Source organism: Pseudomonas umsongensis (genome assembly GCF_012647205.1).
Classification (GTDB): Bacteria; Pseudomonadota; Gammaproteobacteria; order Pseudomonadales; family Pseudomonadaceae; genus Aquipseudomonas; species Aquipseudomonas umsongensis.
In genome coordinates this window covers 5,040,661-5,060,328 of the sequence record NZ_CP051487.1, presented here as the reverse complement: position 1 = coordinate 5,060,328, position 19,668 = coordinate 5,040,661, and the positions used below count along the sequence as shown (strand labels likewise).

The 19,668-nt window shown below is 60.1% G+C and carries 18 protein-coding genes; 13 read left to right on the top strand and 5 right to left on the bottom strand.

Annotation, left to right across the window (positions count from 1 at the left end; genetic code table 11):
* The first annotated feature begins 116 nt into the window (after nucleotides 1-116).
* The 9 genes from HGP31_RS22675 (at nucleotide 117) to HGP31_RS22635 (ending at nucleotide 6,910) form a co-directional block, all read left to right on the top strand.
* Nucleotides 117-1,289, top strand: coding sequence for a PrgH/EprH family type III secretion apparatus protein (locus HGP31_RS22675; protein ID WP_168758722.1), 1,173 nt, complete (start codon nucleotides 117-119; stop codon nucleotides 1,287-1,289).
* Nucleotides 1,290-1,299: 10 nt separating this feature from the next.
* Nucleotides 1,300-1,560 carry a type III secretion system needle filament subunit SctF gene (gene sctF, locus HGP31_RS22670; protein WP_168758721.1) on the top strand — a complete coding sequence of 87 codons (261 nt, stop codon included), beginning with the start codon at nucleotides 1,300-1,302 and terminating at the stop codon, nucleotides 1,558-1,560.
* A gap of 60 nt (nucleotides 1,561-1,620) precedes the next feature.
* A complete protein-coding gene (sctI, locus tag HGP31_RS22665) occupies nucleotides 1,621-1,929 on the top strand; it encodes a type III secretion system inner rod subunit SctI (RefSeq protein ID WP_020795903.1) in 309 nt (102 codons plus the stop codon).
* A complete protein-coding gene (locus tag HGP31_RS22660) occupies nucleotides 1,926-2,648 on the top strand; it encodes an EscJ/YscJ/HrcJ family type III secretion inner membrane ring protein (RefSeq protein ID WP_020795904.1) in 723 nt (240 codons plus the stop codon). Before sctI ends, HGP31_RS22660 begins: the two co-directional genes overlap by 4 nt.
* Nucleotides 2,635-3,201: a secretion system protein gene (locus HGP31_RS22655; RefSeq protein WP_168759214.1), complete on the top strand. Its 567-nt coding sequence runs from the start codon at nucleotides 2,635-2,637 to the stop codon at nucleotides 3,199-3,201. The genes HGP31_RS22660 and HGP31_RS22655 overlap by 14 nt, the downstream gene beginning before the upstream one ends.
* Nucleotides 3,173-3,892, top strand: a complete 720-nt coding sequence (locus HGP31_RS22650) for an oxygen-regulated invasion protein OrgB (protein ID WP_168758720.1) — start codon at nucleotides 3,173-3,175, stop codon at nucleotides 3,890-3,892. Before HGP31_RS22655 ends, HGP31_RS22650 begins: the two co-directional genes overlap by 29 nt.
* Nucleotides 3,882-4,319 (top strand): hypothetical protein, encoded by a 438-nt coding sequence (locus HGP31_RS22645; RefSeq protein WP_168758719.1) that lies wholly within the window; start codon nucleotides 3,882-3,884, stop codon nucleotides 4,317-4,319. The genes HGP31_RS22650 and HGP31_RS22645 overlap by 11 nt, the downstream gene beginning before the upstream one ends.
* Before the next feature lie 53 nt (nucleotides 4,320-4,372).
* Complete coding sequence (locus tag HGP31_RS22640) at nucleotides 4,373-5,767, top strand: hypothetical protein (protein ID WP_168758718.1); 1,395 nt, start codon at nucleotides 4,373-4,375, stop codon at nucleotides 5,765-5,767.
* 123 nt (nucleotides 5,768-5,890) lie between these two features.
* Nucleotides 5,891-6,910 carry a quinone-dependent dihydroorotate dehydrogenase gene (locus HGP31_RS22635; protein WP_020795909.1) on the top strand — a complete coding sequence of 340 codons (1,020 nt, stop codon included), beginning with the start codon at nucleotides 5,891-5,893 and terminating at the stop codon, nucleotides 6,908-6,910.
* 247 nt (nucleotides 6,911-7,157) lie between these two features.
* On the opposite strand, the gene rmf is transcribed toward HGP31_RS22635, so the two are convergent.
* The gene (rmf, locus tag HGP31_RS22630) at nucleotides 7,158-7,373 is read right to left on the bottom strand and encodes a ribosome modulation factor (RefSeq protein WP_003223300.1); all 216 of its coding nucleotides are present in this window, start codon (nucleotides 7,371-7,373) and stop codon (nucleotides 7,158-7,160) included.
* Nucleotides 7,374-7,900: 527 nt separating this feature from the next.
* Here rmf and rlmKL point away from each other — a divergent pair.
* Nucleotides 7,901-10,171 (top strand): bifunctional 23S rRNA (guanine(2069)-N(7))-methyltransferase RlmK/23S rRNA (guanine(2445)-N(2))-methyltransferase RlmL, encoded by a 2,271-nt coding sequence (rlmKL, locus tag HGP31_RS22625; RefSeq protein WP_020795912.1) that lies wholly within the window; start codon nucleotides 7,901-7,903, stop codon nucleotides 10,169-10,171.
* A 279-nt stretch (nucleotides 10,172-10,450) separates the two neighbouring features.
* A complete protein-coding gene (locus tag HGP31_RS22620) occupies nucleotides 10,451-12,850 on the top strand; it encodes a sensor domain-containing diguanylate cyclase (protein WP_083349573.1) in 2,400 nt (799 codons plus the stop codon).
* Between the two features lie 127 nt (nucleotides 12,851-12,977).
* Here the strand turns inward: HGP31_RS22620 and dacB are convergent, their stop codons facing one another.
* Nucleotides 12,978-14,438: a D-alanyl-D-alanine carboxypeptidase/D-alanyl-D-alanine endopeptidase gene (gene dacB, locus HGP31_RS22615; RefSeq protein WP_020795914.1), complete on the bottom strand. Its 1,461-nt coding sequence runs from the start codon at nucleotides 14,436-14,438 to the stop codon at nucleotides 12,978-12,980.
* 232 nt (nucleotides 14,439-14,670) lie between these two features.
* Here dacB and HGP31_RS22610 point away from each other — a divergent pair, with 232 nt between their 5' ends.
* Nucleotides 14,671-15,015, top strand: coding sequence for a YggL family protein (locus HGP31_RS22610; RefSeq protein ID WP_008056407.1), 345 nt, complete (start codon nucleotides 14,671-14,673; stop codon nucleotides 15,013-15,015).
* Between the two features lie 128 nt (nucleotides 15,016-15,143).
* Here HGP31_RS22610 and HGP31_RS22605 read toward each other — a convergent pair whose 3' ends face one another.
* The gene (locus tag HGP31_RS22605; RefSeq protein WP_033045248.1) at nucleotides 15,144-16,334 is read right to left on the bottom strand and encodes a benzoate/H(+) symporter BenE family transporter; all 1,191 of its coding nucleotides are present in this window, start codon (nucleotides 16,332-16,334) and stop codon (nucleotides 15,144-15,146) included.
* Nucleotides 16,335-16,557: 223 nt separating this feature from the next.
* On the opposite strand from HGP31_RS22605, the gene HGP31_RS22600 reads away from it, so the two are divergent.
* Nucleotides 16,558-17,322, top strand: a complete 765-nt coding sequence (locus tag HGP31_RS22600; RefSeq protein ID WP_007971481.1) for a GntR family transcriptional regulator — start codon at nucleotides 16,558-16,560, stop codon at nucleotides 17,320-17,322.
* 105 nt (nucleotides 17,323-17,427) lie between these two features.
* On the opposite strand, the gene guaD is transcribed toward HGP31_RS22600, so the two are convergent.
* Both guaD and xdhC read right to left on the bottom strand, forming a co-directional pair.
* Nucleotides 17,428-18,732 carry a guanine deaminase gene (guaD, locus tag HGP31_RS22595; RefSeq protein WP_020795917.1) on the bottom strand — a complete coding sequence of 435 codons (1,305 nt, stop codon included), beginning with the start codon at nucleotides 18,730-18,732 and terminating at the stop codon, nucleotides 17,428-17,430.
* Nucleotides 18,733-18,740: 8 nt separating this feature from the next.
* Nucleotides 18,741-19,598 (bottom strand): xanthine dehydrogenase accessory protein XdhC, encoded by an 858-nt coding sequence (gene xdhC / locus HGP31_RS22590; protein ID WP_033045249.1) that lies wholly within the window; start codon nucleotides 19,596-19,598, stop codon nucleotides 18,741-18,743.
* Nucleotides 19,599-19,668 lie beyond the last annotated feature (70 nt).

Sequence of the window (19,668 nt, the reverse complement as noted above, 5' to 3'; positions counted from 1 at the left end):
AGCGCTGGCGCCAGATTCTGATGCTCTGCAGGGCACAATCAGCAGAATTCGATCATGAAGCCTGCAGCCAGCCTTTCTACCATGCCCGTTCATTTCATAGCCCTGGAGCTTGAACGGTGACAGTTCTGACGGCACCTGACCCACAACCTTGCGTTCTACGGATACTCAATGGCGCGCTGCAAGGTTGCGAATTCCCCCTCGGCGCAGGCACAACCCTGTTCGTGGTAGGGACTGTGGATCTACTAGGAGAAGGGGTACTGATTGCCAGTGTCCCAGCGGATGCCATCTTCGTTCCCCTGGAGTCGGGGGGATGCAACTTTGAGGTATTGGCCGGTCAAGTCACGCCGCAAGGCCTGCCGCTGCGGGTGCTCGATGAGTCAACGGAAATACGCCACTGTGCTTTCCAGACCAAGGTGCAGATCGGCAGCCTGCAAATAGCCGTGCGACCTGAAGACCAGCCCTGGGCACCCGAACTTCTCGGGCTGCAACCTGACGCTACCTTTGACGCCGTGGCTGTCGCGTGGTGGCGTGCCCGTTGGTCTGGATGGCTCGCCAGCGGATTGGCGCTGGCTGCCCTGGTCACCGTGGTCGGCATCTGGTCGATGCCTGGACCCACACCTGAAACCGATGTTCGCGCGTTGATCATTGGAGCCAGTGACGAGGCCAAGGTGTTGAGCGGTCGTGACAATGCGATCTATGTGTTCGTGACTTCCGAACGGGATGCCGGCTGGAGTCGGCAAGTGCTGGTGCGCCACAACACACTGAGCGGCAAAGTGCTGGTGATGGATCAGGAGCGTCGTCGGCTTGAGCAACTGCTGGTCGACCATGATCCGCAACTGGCCTGGCACTCCATAGACCTGAAGGATCCTTCGGTACCGCGCCTGTTGCTGAGTGCACAACGCAATCTGCTCACCCCTCTAAAGCAGGCAAAACTGCTCGATGTACTGCTCTTGGCCGCGCCTTATGCCCAGGACATAACGGTGCAAATGCAGGAGGACAAGCAGCTCGTCGATCTGGCGCAAGAGGGTTTGCAGCGGCTGTCGCTGGCCTACAGCCGCATTGAGCACGAGGACAGTGTCACGTTTGCCGTTGCAGGCAATTTGCAGGATTCCGAACTGGCGAACGCCCGCCGGTACATCGACAGCTTTTACCGGCAGTGGGGTGATCGCTACGTGCACTTCACCGTCGAGCTCAAGGACGACTTGCTCGGGGGCAAGTCGTTCCAGACCGGCCCGCAGGGCTACATCAAGATGACTTCGTCATCATGGCATTTTCCTACACAACGCTAAAAGGTGATTCATGGCTGACATTGCTATCCCCATCGACTTTTCCGATGACTTTCTCGGGCGTCAGGCCGAGGCATTCGAAAACGGCGCCGCCTCCCTCAAGACTGCGCTGGACAAAGCGCTGGATGACTTGAAGAAGGATGCATCGGACCCTGGTCTGCTGGCGGCTTATCAGGCCGCGTTTTCGTCCTACACGGTGTTTCGAAACGCTCAGACCAACACGATCAAGGGCTTCAAGGATATCGACATGGCGATCATCCAGGCCGCTCGCTGACTCTTCTTTTTTTGACCGGCCATCGGTACGTGACGATGGCCATTTTCATGAGTACATCGCATGGCTATTCAAAACATTTCTCTGTCTGGTATTGACCGGGCAGTCTTTACGGAACTGCGCGGCCCACACGAAGGCCCGATCGTATCCCTTGAGTCCCGATTGATCGAGGCATTTGCCGGTTCTGCGGTCAGTAGCGAGCAGGACGTTTCAGCCATCAATCAGATGATGCAAAGCCCGAATATCACCAGTCCCGAAGTATTGGCCCAGTTGCAGGAATTGACTGGGCAATACAACGTGGACATCAACCTGCTCAACGTACTGGTCCGCAAAGCGGTAGGTACTGCCGAAACCCTGTTGCGTGCGTCATGAAGCCAGGCATTTTGCTGATGCTGTTGTGCCTGGCGCTGTCGGGGTGTCGCCAACCCGATCTGCTTGAAGGGCTGGATCAGCAGCAGGCCAATGAAGTGCTGTCGGTGCTGCTGCGCAACAATATAGCGGCGGTGAAAGTCGATGCCGGCAAAACTGGTTACGCGGTGAAGATCAATCAGGTCGATTTTTCCGCGGCGGTTGATTTGCTCAACCTCTATTCCTTGCCTTCGCGGCCGCGCCTGCAAGTGGCAGAGATGTTTCCTGCCGACACGTTGGTGGCCTCGCCCCGCGCTGAAAAAGCCCGGCTTTATTCGGCGTTGGAGCAGCGAATCGAACAGTCGCTGGGTGTGCTCGAAGGCGTGGTTTCGGCGCGAGTGCATGTCAGTTACGACCTGGAGGCCGGCGAAGGCGGGCGCAAGACGCCGCCTGTCCACCTCTCGGCAGTGGCGATCCATGAACTCGACGTCGACCCGCAATTGCTGATCACCGACATCAAGCGTTTTCTCAAGAACAGTTTTGCGTCGGTCGAGTACGAGAACATCTCGGTGGTACTGTCCAGGCGCTCGCCGACCCAGCATATCGCGCCGTCCGTGGCCGCCACGCAAGGGGATTCGCACTGGACGTGGTTGTTGTCCGCGTTGACCGGATTGCTGTTGGCCAGTGGCGCAGCCTGGGCTTACCGCCAATCAAGCGCAGGACAGCGTAATGTCGCACGTTGAGTCTTTATCGCAGATTCTCGCCGAGCCCCTGAGTTACTTGCATCCGCAGCGCCTGCTTTTGCCAGAGGAATTTACCTGGCCTGAAGCACGAAGTCTGCTCAACCGAATACTGCTCGAAGGGCTTGAAAAACAGGGGGCATCACCTGCGACGCCGCCGACGGCGGTGGCGCAGCAGTGGGTTCGCCATTGGCGACAGTTACCTTATATCGCAAGGCTGATGGGCGCTCATCGCTTGATGCCCGATCTGGCGCGAGGCGCGACGTTGCTTCGCCTGCCATTGCCCCTGCGTCGGTTCGCCGGTTACAGCCTGGGTGTTCGATGCGCCCTGACGATCGGGAGCTCGCCTGTTTCGATGGAGCAGGTCGAAGCCGCCGGCCTAAATGCGTTATGGAGTTTGTACGCGCAGGTACCGCAAGCCTTGCTCGAACGCCTGCCCCTGCAATTTTCCGAACCGGTTGTTCGCCTGCACAGGCAATGGCCAGTCACGCAACCCGATACAGCGCTTTTCTTTTTGGCGGTGCAGCATGCTCGACTCTATCCGAACCCTGACTGACCTTCCCGCGGCGAGCGATGCGCTTGTATCCCGCGAAGACATCGCCGCCGCGCGTCGACGTCGAGTGTTGCAGCAACAGGCCCAGCGCTGGGCCCGTGATTGTGTAGAGCAGGCTCGGCGTGACGCCGAAGCGCTTCACGCCCATGCCTTTTCGCAAGGCTACGCCAACGGCATCTTGCGCGTCATCGAGCATCTGGCTGACAGCTTGCTGGGATCGCAGGCGTTGGGGCAGCGATTGCGCAGCGACCTTGCGCAGTCCGCTCGTGATTTGCTCGCAGACGCGTTGAAGCGACCCGAATGGCTGGACGAAATGTTCGAGCGTTGGCTAACGGCACAACCGGCCGGCTCGGGCGCAGTGTTGCAAGTGCTGCTGCCGATGCATTGTCGGCCCCAGGGCAATGAACTTCGCGAGCGCCTGAGCCGGCTCTGGTCCGGCGAACTGGTCCTCGACTATCACCCGCAAGAGCGCTATGTGGCACGGCTTGCGGATCAGTTGCTCGAATTCGATCTTGAAACGACGAGGCAACGTCTGGAACCGCGCTTGCTCGCGTGCGTGGCGAACCTGCCAGAGTCGGTTCGCACCCTGGACCGGGCCTCCATGCAGGCGCTCACGGATCTGTATTCGACCTTTGCCGAGCGCTCGGCCGATGCCACGCAAACTGCCCCTACCGAGGTCCCCCATGAAGATTGAAAGCGGTTTGAGTCTGCGCACGACTGAGAGCGGGGGGCGCGCAACGGTCGAGTCGATTGAGTCGCATATACGTGCAGCCAACCGGAACGTGCCTGAAAACAAGCGTCCGGACCCCGAATTCGAGCGCCTGTATGAGTTGCTGTCAGCCATGGAGGGGCAGGGAGAAAAGGTCATCCATGCGTTTCTCCGTTCACTTCGAGGCGCAGATGGCGAATCACCAGCGTACCCCACTGCCAAGGCGTTGATGGCAGTTACGCTGCAGGTGCTGGTTCGATTGAAGGACGACGGGCTGGAAAAGTCGCTGCTTTATGAGGAAATCGAAGGCGCCAACGGCCTTGCATTCAGCATGGACGTCTTCGTCAAGGGCTTCATGCGTGAGGTGTTTCAACCGATGGAGGATGAAGCTTGGGAGAAGAGTGAATGGTGAGGTGAAAGGAGCAACCCTGAGAGAACTTTTGTTGTTTAAAAAAGGATACGACGATGGCTTTACCTATCGCGGGAAATTTCGGAAGAGTAATTACGCTACCTGGACCTTTGACGGAACCCTCAACTGCGGCCAGTCGCAGTTCGGACTTGATGTTGAGCTCATCAAGACTTGAAGGATCGTCGGCTTTTCATCTGGCCATGTTGGGAACACCCAGGCAAGTCGCAGTGGCCATGGAAAGCATGGACCGTCGTGTAGCGTTTCAGGTAGAGGAGAGCTATAGGCAATTAGGCGAGACAGACCGAACTGTAGTGGGACGGGTGAGCGACTTCATTGACCATGGAGGCTTACCTGAAGAGTTGGTCAATGAAGACTTTTTTGCTCGGGCCACCGAGTTAAATCAAGCGGATAACGAACAAACCCGCGAAAGTCGAATGCGCACGGTGCTTGAAGCCGGTCTGGAGTTGTTGGGGAAAGCCGGGGAGCCCGCTCGCAATTTATTGAACATCACGGCGCGTACAGGCCTGGTCGTCGCGCTGACCACGGTATTGCGCCAGATCGTCGGTTATTACGTGGAAAAAGCTATCCGGGAGGGTGATTCACCCGAGGCATCTCGCGCATGGGAGGTGACTGCTATAACGATGATTGGACCCGCGATGAGTCTGATGGGCGCCATCCGCGACGAGTGCGCGGGCACGGCCAGTCTTCAGTCACGACTGGGGCGCGTTTGCATGGCCAGCATTACGATGGGCGCTCTGATTGCCGCGCACGTGACCGGTGCTTCGAACACCATGCTTTCGAGCATCATCAATACCAATATATATACGGTGGCTCGAGATCTGAGCAACGCCTTCTTCCCTTTGCAGGACAACGCAGGCGCAGCCAGTGCCGGAGCTACCGGGGTAACCACGGTAGCTTATGGCACATTGCAATATTTACTGGCTGAATTGGGAGCCTTGATGCCGCTGAGTGGTCCGGGTCGATACGCGGCCGACCTTGGCTACAGCCTGGGCGCGGATATCATCCAGGGTGCAATGAATGCCACGGGCGCGGTCTTTGACGATTTCATCTTTATCCTGTGCAGAAGCTGGCCCTTGCTGTCTCCTTCGGCTGGACTGGATTCAGTGTTGTCCGACCCGGAGTCACTGCAGCAAAGTGTGCTGCAAGTACGGGCCGGGGCACGTCTGCCCTCACGGGAGCAACTGACTGATGCGCTGTTGAATGTCAACGCGTCCCGAACTTCGGCATTTCAGGCCCTCAATCTTGCAGTATCCGCGGCGGCCGTCGAGTTGGCTTTGACTGATATGGGTGAGGAGACTCAAGGCCATGTTGTGAATGTCTGTGTAATGCTGATGCTGATGCTCATCTACTTTCCGTTTATCTGGAGTTGTTCCCAGCGTACTGACAATCAATGGTCGCCAGAGCAATTGCGCGAGAATCCTGCGCCGTAAAGGCTTTGCGTGGTGTCGTCAAGAATGTGGAGTGGGGCAGGTCTAGCACAGGTCCTCGCCTGTCCCCCTCCACCCGGCTATAATCGCCGGCTCAATTCGCCGCCAATCGAGTCAAACCCACCCATGTACACCCTGGCCCGTCAGCTGTTGTTCAAACTTTCCCCGGAAACCTCCCACGATCTGTCCCTGGACCTGATCGGCGCGGGCGGGCGTCTGGGGCTCAACGGTTTGCTGTGCAAGGCCCCGGCGAAACTGCCGGTGAATGTCATGGGCCTGGATTTCCCGAACCCGGTAGGCCTGGCCGCCGGCCTGGACAAGAATGGCGCGGCCATCGACGGCTTTGCGCAACTGGGTTTTGGTTTTGTCGAAATCGGCACCATTACCCCGCGTGCGCAACCGGGCAATCCGAAACCCCGGTTGTTCCGGTTGCCGGAGGCCGAGGCGATCATCAACCGCATGGGCTTCAACAACCTTGGCGTCGATCACCTGCTGGCCCGCGTGGCGGCCGCCAAGTACAAGGGCGTACTGGGTATCAATATCGGCAAGAATTTCGACACCCCGGTCGAGCGCGCGGTCGACGACTACCTGATCTGCCTGGACAAGGTCTATGCCCATGCCAGCTACGTGACGGTCAACGTCAGCTCGCCCAACACCCCGGGCCTGCGCAGCCTGCAATTTGGTGACTCGCTCAAGCAGCTGCTGGCAGACCTCGCCACGCGCCGGGCGGAACTGGCGCTGCGTCACGGCCGACACGTTCCACTGGCGATCAAGATCGCACCGGACATGACCGACGAAGAAACTGCGCAGGTCGCACAGGCGTTGATCGAAACCGGGATGGACGCGGTCATCGCCACCAACACCACCTTGAGCCGCGTGGGTGTCGAAGGCATGGAACATGGGGACGAGGCGGGCGGCCTGTCCGGCGCGCCGGTGCGTGACAAGAGCACGCACACCGTGAAGGTGCTGGCCTCGGAGCTGGGCGGTCGCTTGCCGATCATCGCGGCGGGCGGCATCACCGAAGGCAGGCACGCAGCGGAAAAAATCAGCGCGGGTGCGAGCCTGGTGCAGATCTACTCGGGCTTTATCTACAAAGGCCCGGCACTCATCCGCGAGTCGGTAGACGCGATCGCAGCCCTCAGGTAACCCGCCCCCTGTAGGAGCGAGCATGCTCGCGATGGTCGTTAACGATAACGCTGGAAACCTGACACCCCGCGGCGCTCTCAGGTTTATCGCGAGCATGCTCGCTCCTACAGGTATTGGGTTGGCCATGAAACAGGCATAAAAAAGGGCCCCTTCAAAGGAGCCCCTGGGCCGTAGCCCGCCGTCCGGATGGGACGTGCGTGGTTAATTCGCTATATATCAGATTGTATGTCGGAGTGTGTGCCCTGTGTTAGCCGACGGCGTGAAGTTCGTTGAGTCTGTGGATTCCCGCAGTGCCGGTCATACCGTCCCAGTTGTCGCCGCGTCCTTCGCGCCAGCCGTTAATCCAGGCTTGGCGTACCGACGGTAGAGTAAATGGGCAAAGCTCACGGGATTTGCCACCAACGCCATATTGATATCCGCGCAAAAATGCTCTTTCCAACGGATCACGCTTAAGTCTTCTCATAGGGTGTTGCCCTCACTTGTTGACTGTATTTATCGCGTAGACCTCAATCGAGGTCTGGCAGAAAAACTCTGCCGTTGGGGCTCGTTGCCGGCGTGACGAGCCAAGGTGTTGGCGTCATTGCGGCGCCAACCTGTATTGAGTTCTAACCAATGCGTCACATCGAGGGAATGATCGTTTTGTCATAAGGACGTAACCGTTAATGTGCTATGGCACTAAGTAACATGATGTTTGTAGCGTATTTCTTGACCAAACCCCGGTATGATCGGCCCTGCGTTGGATGATCAGGTTAATCCTTTGCTGAGAATGCCTCCCGTTGGCGGGGTGGACTATTCGACGAAGGGTCAACTTATGTCATTTTATTGCATCAACTTTTTTATCTGTCCTTGCATCTAAGCTCATTTAACCCGGGCAGCAAGGGTGGAACGGCACACCTTCGTGCCACGCGGGCGCTCTTCGAGAAAAGCGCCTGATTGAAAACCGGGCCGGCAATGCGTTGCCGCTCCACTCAGCAAAGGCTCCGAATTCTCATGTCCGATCGTTTCGAACTCTTCCTCACTTGCCCTAAAGGCCTTGAAGGCCTGCTCATCGAGGAAGCCGTCGGGCTTGGCCTTGAGGAAGCACGTGAGCACACTTCCGCCGTGCGTGGCATGGCCACCATGGAAACCGCTTATCGCCTGTGCCTGTGGTCGCGCCTGGCCAACCGGGTCCTGCTGGTGCTCAAGCGTTTTCCGATGAAAGACGCCGAAGACCTCTACCACGGTGTGCTGGACATCGAGTGGCAAGACCACATGCTCAATGACGGCACGCTGGCCGTCGAATTCAGCGGCCACGGCTCGGGTATCGACAACACCCACTTCGGTGCCTTGAAGGTCAAGGACGCCATCGTCGACAAACTGCGCACCCCACAGGGCGACCGTCCGTCCATCGACAAGCTCAACCCGGACCTGCGCATCCATCTGCGTCTGGACCGCGGTGAAGCGATCCTCTCCCTCGACCTGTCCGGCCATAGCCTGCACCAGCGTGGCTATCGCCTGCAGCAAGGCGCGGCGCCGCTGAAGGAAAACCTGGCGGCGGCGATCCTGATCCGTTCCGGCTGGCCACGCATCGCCGCTGAAGGCGGAGCCCTGGCTGACCCGATGTGCGGTGTCGGCACCTTCCTGGTCGAAGCGGCGATGATCGCTGCCGACATCGCGCCGAACCTGCGCCGCGAACAATGGGGTTTCACTGCGTGGCTCGGTCACGTACCGGCGCTGTGGAAAAAACTCCATGAAGAAGCTTCCGAGCGTGCAGCTGCCGGCCTGGCCAAGCCACCGTTGTGGATTCGCGGTTACGAAGCCGATCCGCGCCTGATTCAACCGGGGCGCAACAACGTCGAGCGTGCCGGCCTGAGCGAGTGGATCAAGATCTACCAGGGCGAAGTCGCGACCTTCGAGCCGCGTCCGGACCAGAACCAGAAAGGCCTGGTGATCTGCAACCCCCCTTACGGCGAGCGTCTGGGCGACGAGGCGAGCCTGCTCTACCTCTACCAGAACCTTGGCGAACGTCTGCGCCAGGCTTGCCTCAACTGGGAAGCCGCGGTATTCACCGGTGCGCCGGACCTGGGCAAGCGCATGGGCATCCGTAGCCATAAGCAATATTCGTTCTGGAACGGCGCCTTGCCGTGCAAGCTGTTGCTGATCAAGGTGTTGCCGGATCAATTCGTCACCGGCGAGCGTCGTACCCCGGAGCAGCGTCAGGCCGAGCGTGAGCAGGCGGCCTACGATCAGGCGCCGAGCGAGCCGCAAGAGCGCCAGTACAACAAGAACGGCAACCCGATCAAACCTGCGCCAGCCCCGGCACCGGTGATCGAGCAGCCGCGCCTGAGTGAAGGCGGGCAGATGTTTGCCAACCGCCTGCAGAAAAACCTCAAGGCGCTGGGCAAGTGGGTCAAGCGTGAGGGCATCGACTGCTATCGCGTCTACGATGCCGACATGCCGGAATACTCCATGGCCATCGACCTCTACCACGATTGGGTCCACGTCCAGGAATACGCCGCACCGAAATCCATTGATCCGCAAAAGGCCTCGGCGCGCATGTTCGACGCCCTGGCGGCGATCCCGCAGGCCCTGAACATCGACAAGAACCAGGTGGTGGTCAAGCGCCGCGAGCGTCAGAGCGGTACCAAGCAATACGAGCGCCAGGCGGCCCAGGGCAAGTTTGTCGAGGTTAATGAAGGCGGCGTGAAACTGCTGGTCAACCTCACCGATTACCTCGACACCGGGCTGTTCCTCGACCACCGGCCGATGCGCATGCGCATTCAGAAAGAGGCTGCCGGCAAGCGCTTCCTCAATCTGTATTGCTACACCGCCACTGCCAGTGTGCACGCGGCCAAGGGCGGCGCGCGCAGCACCACCAGCGTCGACCTGTCGAAAACCTACCTGGACTGGGCGCGTCGCAACCTGTCGCTGAACGGTTTCTCCGACAAGAACCGCCTGGAGCAGAGCGATGTGATGGTCTGGCTGGATGCCTGCCGTGAAGAGTACGACCTGATCTTCATCGATCCGCCGACTTTCTCCAACTCCAAGCGCATGGAAGGCATCTTCGACGTGCAACGTGACCAGGTGCAGCTGATCGACCTGGCCATGGCGCGGCTGGCACCGGGTGGGGTGTTGTACTTCTCCAACAACTTCCGCAAGTTCGAACTCGAGCCTAACCTCAGCGAGCGCTACGCGATCGAAGAGATCACCGCCCAGACCATCGATCCGGATTTTGCCCGTAACGCCAAGATCCATCGCGCGTGGAAGATCACTGCTCGCTGACAGGCGAGCCGGACGCGGGGGGGCATCTGCCACACCGCGTCATCGTTCTTCGCTTTGTAGGAGCCAGCGGTGCGGCGATCCGACTTGCCGGCGAACCAGCCGCCGCGGTGTACCCTGCTACACCGCTGCGTCTGGTTCGCGGGCAAGCCTCGCTCCTACAGGAGGGGAGGCGCACCAGATGTTGTTGGTCCCGCACCACTGGTCAAATTAGTGGCTAATAGCTATAACTCAACTCACGGCCAATGGGCTTTCCCGCACATGGCGTTTTGAGTTGCGTCTATGTCGTTGTACGCCGTGCGCCCCAAGATCCTGGGTTTTATCAGCGAAGATGTCTCGGCCGGGCTGGTCGCGCTCATGGTCTTGCTCGTCGGCGCGATTCTCACGGCACTGCTCGCCTGGTCGACGCTAAACCTGTTTCACAATCAATTGCGTCAACGCTTCCAGTTACTGGCCAGCGAACGCTACAGCCGTATCGAAGAACGTTTCCAGGATCAGGAGCAGCGCCTCGATGGCCTGCGCCGCTTCTTTGCCAACTCCGATACGGTCTCGCACGCGGAATTCAACGGCTACACCCAACCCCTGTTGCACCGGACCCAGGCGTATTCGTTCGCCGAGCGGGTCAGCCGCGACCAGCGGGCGGCCTTTGAGCGCCGGGCGCGCGAGGAGGGCCTGAGCGGGTTCACCCTGCGCGAACTCAATGCCGCCGGCCAACTGCAATTGGCCGGCGAGCGGGATGAGTACGTTGCGGTGCTGTATAGCCAGACGCAAAGCAAGCTCGGTGCGCCGCTGGGTTATGACTTGCTGGCTCAGCCCTTGCGTCGGGCCACCTTGGAGCGGGCCGACCAGCATCAGGGCATGGCCGTGTCGCAACCGATGCACCTGGTCAATATCGAGCCGGCTTATGCGCGAGGCGTACTGTTGGTCGCGCCGGTCATGCCGCACAGCAACAAAGGCGGCGCAACCGGCAAACCGTTCGGGTATGTCATGGCGGTGATCAGCATGCGCCAGTTGCTGGCGGACGGGTTGCCGGAGGCGGGTCGCGATTATCTCTCGGTGCGTATCCTCGACCTGTCCACCGATGAGCAGCACGAGGTGCTGTTTGAATCGCCCAATGCACCAGCGCACAGTGACTTGTCCACGACGCGCTTGTTACGTCTCGCCGATCATGATTATCAGGTCGATATCCGGCCCAGCGAGGCTTTTCTCCAAGCCAACCACTCTTCAGTGACCACGCTGGTCGTGCTCGGTGGCTTGCTCAGTGTGTTGCTCAGCGCCTTGCTGTATGTACTGGTCAGTCAGCGGCAGCGGGCGCTGAAAATGGTCGAGCAAAGGACCGCGGAGCTGCGCGCCCGCGAACAGGAACTGCGCGGCACCCATGGCCAGTTGCGCGGGGTGCTGGATGCCGCGACCCAGGTAGCCATCATCGCCACGGACCTGCGCGGGGTGATCAGCACTTTCAATGCCGGCGCCGAGCAGATGCTCGGTTATACCGCCGCCGACGTGGTCGGGCACATGACCCTGGAAAACCTGCACTTGCCCCGGGAGCTCGCGGCACGCTCGGCGGAATTGAGTGCGCGTTACGGCAAGCCGGTACCGGCCTGTCACGCGATGCTGGTCGAGGGCGGCGAGGAGGGTGGCCATGAGGCGCGGGAGTGGACGTTGGTACGCGGCGATGGCAGCCATCTGATTGTCAACATGCTGGCGACCCCGGTCCTCGACGAGCAGGGGTTGTGGGTCGGGCACCTGGCGATCTGCATCGACATCACTGAACGCAAGCGCGTGCACGAGGCCCTGGCCGCGCGGGACCTGTTGTTGAAGAAGCTCAGTGCCCATGTGCCCGGCGGGATCTACCAGTTCAAGATGGAGTTCGACGGGCGTTTCAGCGTGATCTACGCCAGCGACGGTATTCGCGAGATCTATGAGCTGGAGCCGGACGTGCTGTTGCTCAACGCCGAAGCGATTTTCACGCGGATTCATCCTCAGGACACCACCCGCGTGCGCGCCTCGATCCGCGCCTCGGCCAACAGCCTCAGCCACTGGCGCGAGGAGTACCGCGTGCAATTGCCCCAGCGCGGCCTGCGCTGGGTCCGTGGCGAGGCGACCCCGGAGGAACTGCCCGGCGGCGGCGTGCTCTGGCATGGCTACATTTCCGACATTACCGACACCAAGCGAGTGGAAGAGGAACTGCGGGCGCTGTCGGTCACCGATTCCCTGACCGGTATCCACAATCGTCGCTATTTCCAGGAACGGCTGACCACCGAGATGGCGCGGGTGGAGCGCGGTGGTGGCGAACTGTCGGTGATCATGCTCGACATCGACCACTTCAAGCGTATCAATGACCAGTACGGCCACGCCGTCGGCGATCGGGTGTTGCAGGCGGTGTGCGAGCGCATTGGTCATCGGCTGCGGCGTTCGGATGTGTTCTGCCGCCTGGGTGGCGAGGAGTTCATGGTCCTTTGCCCGGACATCGGTGGCGAGCAGGCCCATCTGTTGTCACTGGAGTTGTGGCAAAGCCTGCGCAGTGCGCCGATCGATGAAGTAGGCGTGGTCACCGCCAGTTTCGGCATTGCCAGCTGGCGACCCGGAGAAGGTGCGGATGCGCTGTTGTTACGGGCGGACTCGGGGGTGTATGTGGCGAAGCAGGAAGGCAGGGATCGGGTGCAGGGGGAGATGAACTGATCCGGAGGTTCTACACCATCACTGTGGGAGCGAGCCTGCTCGCGAAGACGGCAGTACATTCAACATCGATGTGACTGATAAGCCGCTTTCGCGAGCAGGCTCGCTCCCACAGTTGATTGAGGTGGGGTTAGAGCACCGAAGCGGTCTGCGCCAGTTTCGGCTGGCGATACAGGTCCAGCAGCACCTGGTCGAGCACCGACGATGCGCCAAACGGTGCCTTGTCGTTGAGAATCGCTACCACTGCCCAGGTGTTGCCGTTGATGTCGCGGCTGAAGCCGGCGATCGCCCGCACAGTGTTCAAGGTGCCGGTCTTGACGTGGGCTTCACCGCGCATCGCGGTGGTCTTCAGGCGTTTGCGCATGGTGCCGTCGGTACCGGCAATCGGCATTGAGGCGATGTACTCGGCGGCATAAGGGCTGCGCCAGGCGGCCTGCAGCATCGACGCCATTTCCCGGGCACTGACACGTTCGGCACGAGACAGCCCGGAGCCGTTCTCCATCACCAGGTGCGGCGCGGTGATGCCTTTCTTCGCCAGCCACTGGCGCACAACGCGCTGGGCGGCCTTGGCGTCGTCGGCGTCGGCGTCGGTGCGGTACTTCTGGCCCAGGCTCAGGAACAGCTGCTGGGCCATGGTGTTGTTACTGTATTTGTTGATGTCGCGGATGATTTCCGCCAGATCCGGCGAGAAGGCCCGGGCCAGTACCTTGGCGCCCTTGGGCGTTGCCGCCAGCACGTCCTTACCCTGGATGCTGCCGCCCAGTTCTTTCCAGATCGCGCGCACGGCACCGGCCGTGTAGGTCGCGTGGTCCAGCAATGACAGGTAGGTTTGCGAGCTGCAGCCATCACCCAACTGGCCACCGACGGTCACGGTCACGCTGCCATCGGCCTGGGGCACCGGGTTGTAGCGCACGCCGCCGGTGCATTGCTTGGAATTGATCGCCTTGACCTGGTTTTCGATGCGGATGCTGGCAATCGGTGGTTCCACGGAGACCAGCACCCGGCCGCCATCGTTGCGCGCCACGAAACGCAGGGCCTTGAGGTTGACCAACAACGCATCGGGCTTGACCAGGAACGGCTTGTTCTCGTCGTTGCCGTCGTCGTTGAACTCGGGCAGTTGCGGTTGCACGAAGAAGTTCTTGTCCAGGACCAGGTCGCCGGTCACCTGGGTCACGCCGTTGGCGCGCAGGTCGCGCATCAGCAGCCAGAGTTTTTCCATGTTCAGCTTCGGATCACCGCCACCCTTGAGGTAGAGGTTGCCGTTGAGGATGCCGCCGCTCAGGGTGCCATCGGTATAGAACTCGGTTTTCCACTGGTGATTGGGGCCGAGCATTTCCAGGGCCGCGTAAGTGGTGACCAGCTTCATGGTCGACGCCGGGTTGACCGAGACGTCGGCGTTGAAAATGGTCGGGGTGCCGGGGCCGTTGAGCGGAATCATCACCAGCGACAGGGCGTTGTCCTGCAATTTGCTGGCCTTGAGGGCTTTTTCGACATTGGGCGACAGGCTGGTGTTGATCTGATCAGCGGAAACGGGGAGGGCCAGGGGGAAAAGCAGGCCGGCCAGGAGCAATGGACGCAACGATTTGATCATGTAAATAAAACCCTACAGCCGAGGGGGAAAAAGACGAGGGCATGAAGATAAATTCCCTCAGTAGTCATGAAAGTGTCGGCATTATGCCCCAAGGTGCTACAGCGTGTGCCGTGCGTGGGGCCTCCAATCGGCTATTTTTTACCGACGGTAGGCATCGCGGCCCAGAGAATCGGGCAATTGGCGGCTTAAACTGCTAAAGTGCGGCCCGTTATTACTTAAGAGGATTGTTCCAATGGCGACTAACCGTTCCCAGCGTCTGCGCAAAAAATTGTGCGTCGATGAATTTCAAGAGCTGGGTTTCGAACTGAACCTGGATTTCAAGGAAGATCTGTCCGAAGAAGCCATTGATGCCTTCCTCGAGGCCTTCCTTAAAGAAGCCATGGAAGCCAACGGTCTGGGCTATGTCGGCGGTGATGACTACGGTCTGGTTTGCCTGATCAAGCGTGGCTCGGTCAGCGCTGAACAGCGCGCTGCCGTTGAAGCCTGGCTCAAAGGCCGCACCGAGCTGACCAGTGTTGAAGTCAGCCCGCTGCTGGACGTCTGGTACCCGGAAAAGCCGATCAATCCGGTAGCTTGATGTTCTGAAAAAATCGGCGACCCTTGAGTCGCCGTTTTTTTTGGATCAAAAGATCGCAGCCTCGTTTCACTCGTCAGCTCCTACAGGGCCACGCGTTCAATGTAGGAGCTGCCGAAGGCTGCGATCTTTCAGCTTTTACTCCAATTCAGAATCACCAGCGTCACCACCCCCGCCACAATTCCCCAGAACGCCGAACCGATGGAAAACAGCGTCAGCCCCGATGCCGTGACCATGAAGGTAATCAGCGCCGCTTCACGCTCCTTCGCCTCGCTCATGGCGATGCTCAAGCCATTGATGATCGAACCGAACAACGCCAGTGCGGCAATCGACAGCACCAGCTCCTTGGGCAAAGCGGCAAACAACGCTGCCAGCGTCGCGCCGAACACACCGGCGATGCCATAGAAAATCCCGCACCAGACCGCCGCCGTGTAGCGTTTGTTGCGATCCTCATGGGCATGTGGCCCGGTGCAGATCGCCGCGCTGATGGCAGCCAGGTTGATCCCGTGGGAACCGAATGGCGCCAGCAACAACGAGGCGATGCCGGTGGTGGTGATCAGCGGCGAGGCCGGCACGTTGTAACCGTCGGCGCGCAGTACGGCGATGCCCGGCATGTTTTGCGAAGTCATCGCGACCACGAACAACGGGATGCCGATACTGATGGTCGCGGCCAGGGAGAAATGCGGTGTGGTCCACACAGGCGTGGCCACTTCCAGGTGGAACGCGCTGAAGTCCAGAAGCCCCATGACCCCGGACAACGCCGTGCCGATCAGCAATGCGCCCAATACTGCATAACGCGGCGACAGGCGCTTGACCACCAGGTAGGTAAAGAACATGCCCAGCACCAGCGCGGTGCGATGCTGGGCCGCGACGAAAATCTCGCTGCCGATCTTGAACAGGATCCCCGCCAGCAAAGCCGCCGCCAGGGACGCCGGAATCTTTTTCACCAGGCGCTCGAAACTGCCGGTCAGCCCGCAAATGGTCACCAGCACTGCGCAGGTGATATAGGCACCGATCGCTTCACCGTAGGTCACGCCCCCCAGGCTGGTGATCAGCAGAGCCGCGCCCGGGGTGGACCAGGCAATGGTGATGGGGGTGCGATAGCGCAACGACAGGCCGATCGAGCACACCGCCATGCCGATGGATATCGCCCAGATCCACGAGGAAATCTGCCCGCTGGTCAGCCCGGCTGCTTGCCCGGCCTGGAACATCAGCACCAGTGAACTGGTGTAGCCAGTCATCATGGCGATGAACCCGGCGACGATGGCCGATGGCGATGTGTCGGCCAGGGGGCGCAGTTGCGTGTGCGTGGCGTCTGTCATGACAGCGTTGTTCCTTGTTCAGGCTGCGAATTCTGCTTTAAAGCCTAAACTCAAACGTAATGGATCGTTGCGATACAGCGGAAGTGACAAACAGCCGTACAGTCGTGTTGGCACCAACCATTGTGTACAATCGCAGTGTTTTTTACGCGATACTTGCCAGCGACCCACTGTGCCGTATTACAGTCACCGTCAATTCGCCGCAGTTCTCCCGACTCGAGTGCCCATGAACGAACAGTTGCAACCCCTAAAGAAACAGCCGCGCGCAGGCAAAGCCGGCCGCAGCGGAACCCAGGACGATATTGTCTACGCGCATATCTTCGAGGCTATCCTCGAACAGCGCCTGGCGCCCGGCACCAAGTTGAGCGAAGAAGCGCTGGGGGAAATTTTCGGGGTCAGCCGCACCATCATTCGCCGCGCGCTGTCGCGCCTGGCCCATGAAGGCGTGGTATTGCTGCGTCCCAATCGCGGTGCTGTCGTTGCCAGCCCGAGTGTCGAAGAGGCGCGCCAGGTGTTCATGGCCCGGCGCCTGGTGGAACGTGCGATCACTGAACTGGCGGTTCAACACGCCACCGCCGAGCAAATTGCCGAATTGCGCCAGATGGTCAACGACGAGCGCGACAGTTTCTCCCGTGGCGATCGTGGTGCCGGCATCCGCCTGTCTGGCGAGTTCCACCTGAAGCTGGCCGAAGCGGCAAAAAACGCCCCGCTGATCAGCTTCCAGCGCAGCCTGGTGTCCCAGACTTCGCTGATCATCGCCCAGTACGAAAGCGGCAACCGTTCCCACTGCTCCTACGACGAACACACCCAACTGATCGACGCCATTGAAAAGCGCGATGCTGAACTGGCGGTGAACCTGATGATGCATCACATGGATCACATCGACAGCAAGCTCAATCTCGATGAAGAAAGTGCGTCAGATGATTTGCATGCGGTGTTCTCGCATTTGCTGCAGACCAAGAAGCCTGGGCGTTCGCCAGCGAAAATCTGAGAGAGTCGATGAAAAAATCCCCCGGACCGAAAGGTCGCGGGGGGTTTTTTTTGAGTCTGGATCGTTCCCATGCTCTGCGTGGGAACGATCAGTGTCCGGGGAAACTCAGCGCTGATGCACCAGGTTCCCCGCCGCATACGTCTGCAACACCGTCCGGTCATCCCCCAGGGTCATTAACACAAACAACGTCTCGGCAATATTATTGGCCTGCTGCAGGCGATAGCCCAGCAACGGCGTGGCGTTGTAGTCCAGCACCAGGAAGTCGGCGTCGGTGCCCGGCTGCAGATTGCCGATCTTGTCTTCAAGACGCAGCGCACGGGCGCCGCCGAGGGTGGCCAGGTACAGCGACTTGAACGGGCTCAGGCGCGCGCCTTGCAGCTGCATGACCTTGTAGGCCTCGTTCAGCGTTTGCAGCAGCGAGAAACTGGTGCCGCCGCCTACATCGGTGCCGATGCCGACGTTGAGTTTGTGCTTCTCGGCCATCGGCAGGTTGAACAGGCCGCTGCCGAGGAAGAAGTTCGAAGTCGGGCAGAAGGAGATGGCCGAACCGGTTTCTGCCAGTCGCGCGCATTCGTCATCGCACAGGTGCACACCGTGGGCGAAGACCGAGCGCTCGCCGAGCAACTGGTAGTGGTCGTAGACATCCAGGTAGCCTTTGCGCTCCGGGAACAGTTCCTTGACCCACTCGATTTCCTTGAGGTTTTCGCTGATGTGGGTCTGCATGTACAGATCCGGGTATTCGGTCAGCAACTGGCCGGCCAGGGTCAACTGTTCCGGGGTGCTGGTCGGGGCAAAGCGCGGGGTGACGGCATAGTGCAGGCGACCCTTGCCGTGCCAGCGCTCGATCAGCGCCTTGCTGTCCAAATAGCTGGATTCGGCGGTGTCGGTCAGGTAGTCCGGGGCGTTGCGGTCCATCATCACCTTGCCGGCGATCATGCGCAGGTCCAGTTGCTCGGCAGCTTCGAAGAACGAGTTCACCGATTGCGGATGCACGCTGCCGAACACCAGCGCGGTGGTGGTGCCGTTGCGCAGCAGTTCCTTGATGAAAATGTCCGCCACTTCGTCAGCGTGAGCCTTGTCGGCGAACTGGCTTTCACAGGGGAAGGTGTAGGTGTTGAGCCAGTCCAGCAGTTGCTCGCCGTAGGCGCCGACCATGCCGGTTTGTGGCAGATGGATGTGGGTGTCGATGAAGCCGGGGGTGATCAGTGCATCCTGGTAATGGGTGATCTCGATATCGGCCGGCAGCGTTGGCAGCAGTTCACTGGCGTGGCCAAGGGCACTGATCTTGCCGTTTTCGATCACCAGCAAACCGTCCTCGAAATACTCATAGGAGGCTTCGATCCCGACTTCGGCGGGGTCGGCGATGCTGTGCAGAATGGCGGCGCGGTAGGCTTTGCGAGTCAGGGGCATGTCAGTTCTCAATTTGAGGCTTTCAAGTTGGTGGCCTGGCTGCGGCGTGAAACGGGCAGCAACTTGGCAATCGGTTCGGCGCGGGACGTTTGTTGGCCGAAACTGGCGTTATAAGTGGCGATGATCTCGCCGGCGATGGAGATGGCGATTTCCACAGGCAGCTTGCCTTTGACTTCGCCGATGCCCATCGGGCAGCGCATGCGTTGCACGACACTGCTGTCGAAGCCGCGGTCGCGCAGGCGGTGTTCGAACTTCACCCGTTTGGTTTTCGAGCCGATCAGGCCGAAGTAGGCGAAGTCGTTGCGCTTGAGAATGGCGGCGGTGAGTTCGAGGTCGAGCTGGTGGTTGTGGGTCATGACGATGCAGTAGCTGCCGGCGGGCAGGTCGTCGATTTCATCCACCGGTTCTTCGCTGACGATCTTGCGTACGCCGTGGGGAATCTGTTCCGGGAATTCGTCTTCCCGCGAGTCGATCCAGCGCACCCGGCAGGGCAGGCTGGCCAGCAGCGGTACCAGCGCGCGACCGACGTGGCCGGCGCCAAACACGGCGATCTGCGCCTGGACCTGGCCCATCGGTTCGAACAGCAACACGGTCGCGCCGCCGCAGCACTGGCCCAGGCTGGCACCGAGGCTGAAGCGCTCGAGATGGGTGTCCTGCTTGCCGCTGGCGAGCATTTCGCGGGCGATCTGCATGGCCTTGTATTCCAGGTGTCCGCCACCGATGGTGTCGAAGGCCTGGTGGGCGCTGACAACCATCTTCGAGCCAGCATTGCGCGGCGTCGAGCCGAGCTCTTCGATGATGGTCACCAACACGCAGGGTTCACCCTGGTTTTGCAGGTCGGCGAGGGCGTCGATCCAGTTGTACATGTTTCACCTCAACATCTCTGTTGTCTGTTCGGGCCTCTTCGCGAGCAGGCTCGCTCCCACATTTGGAATG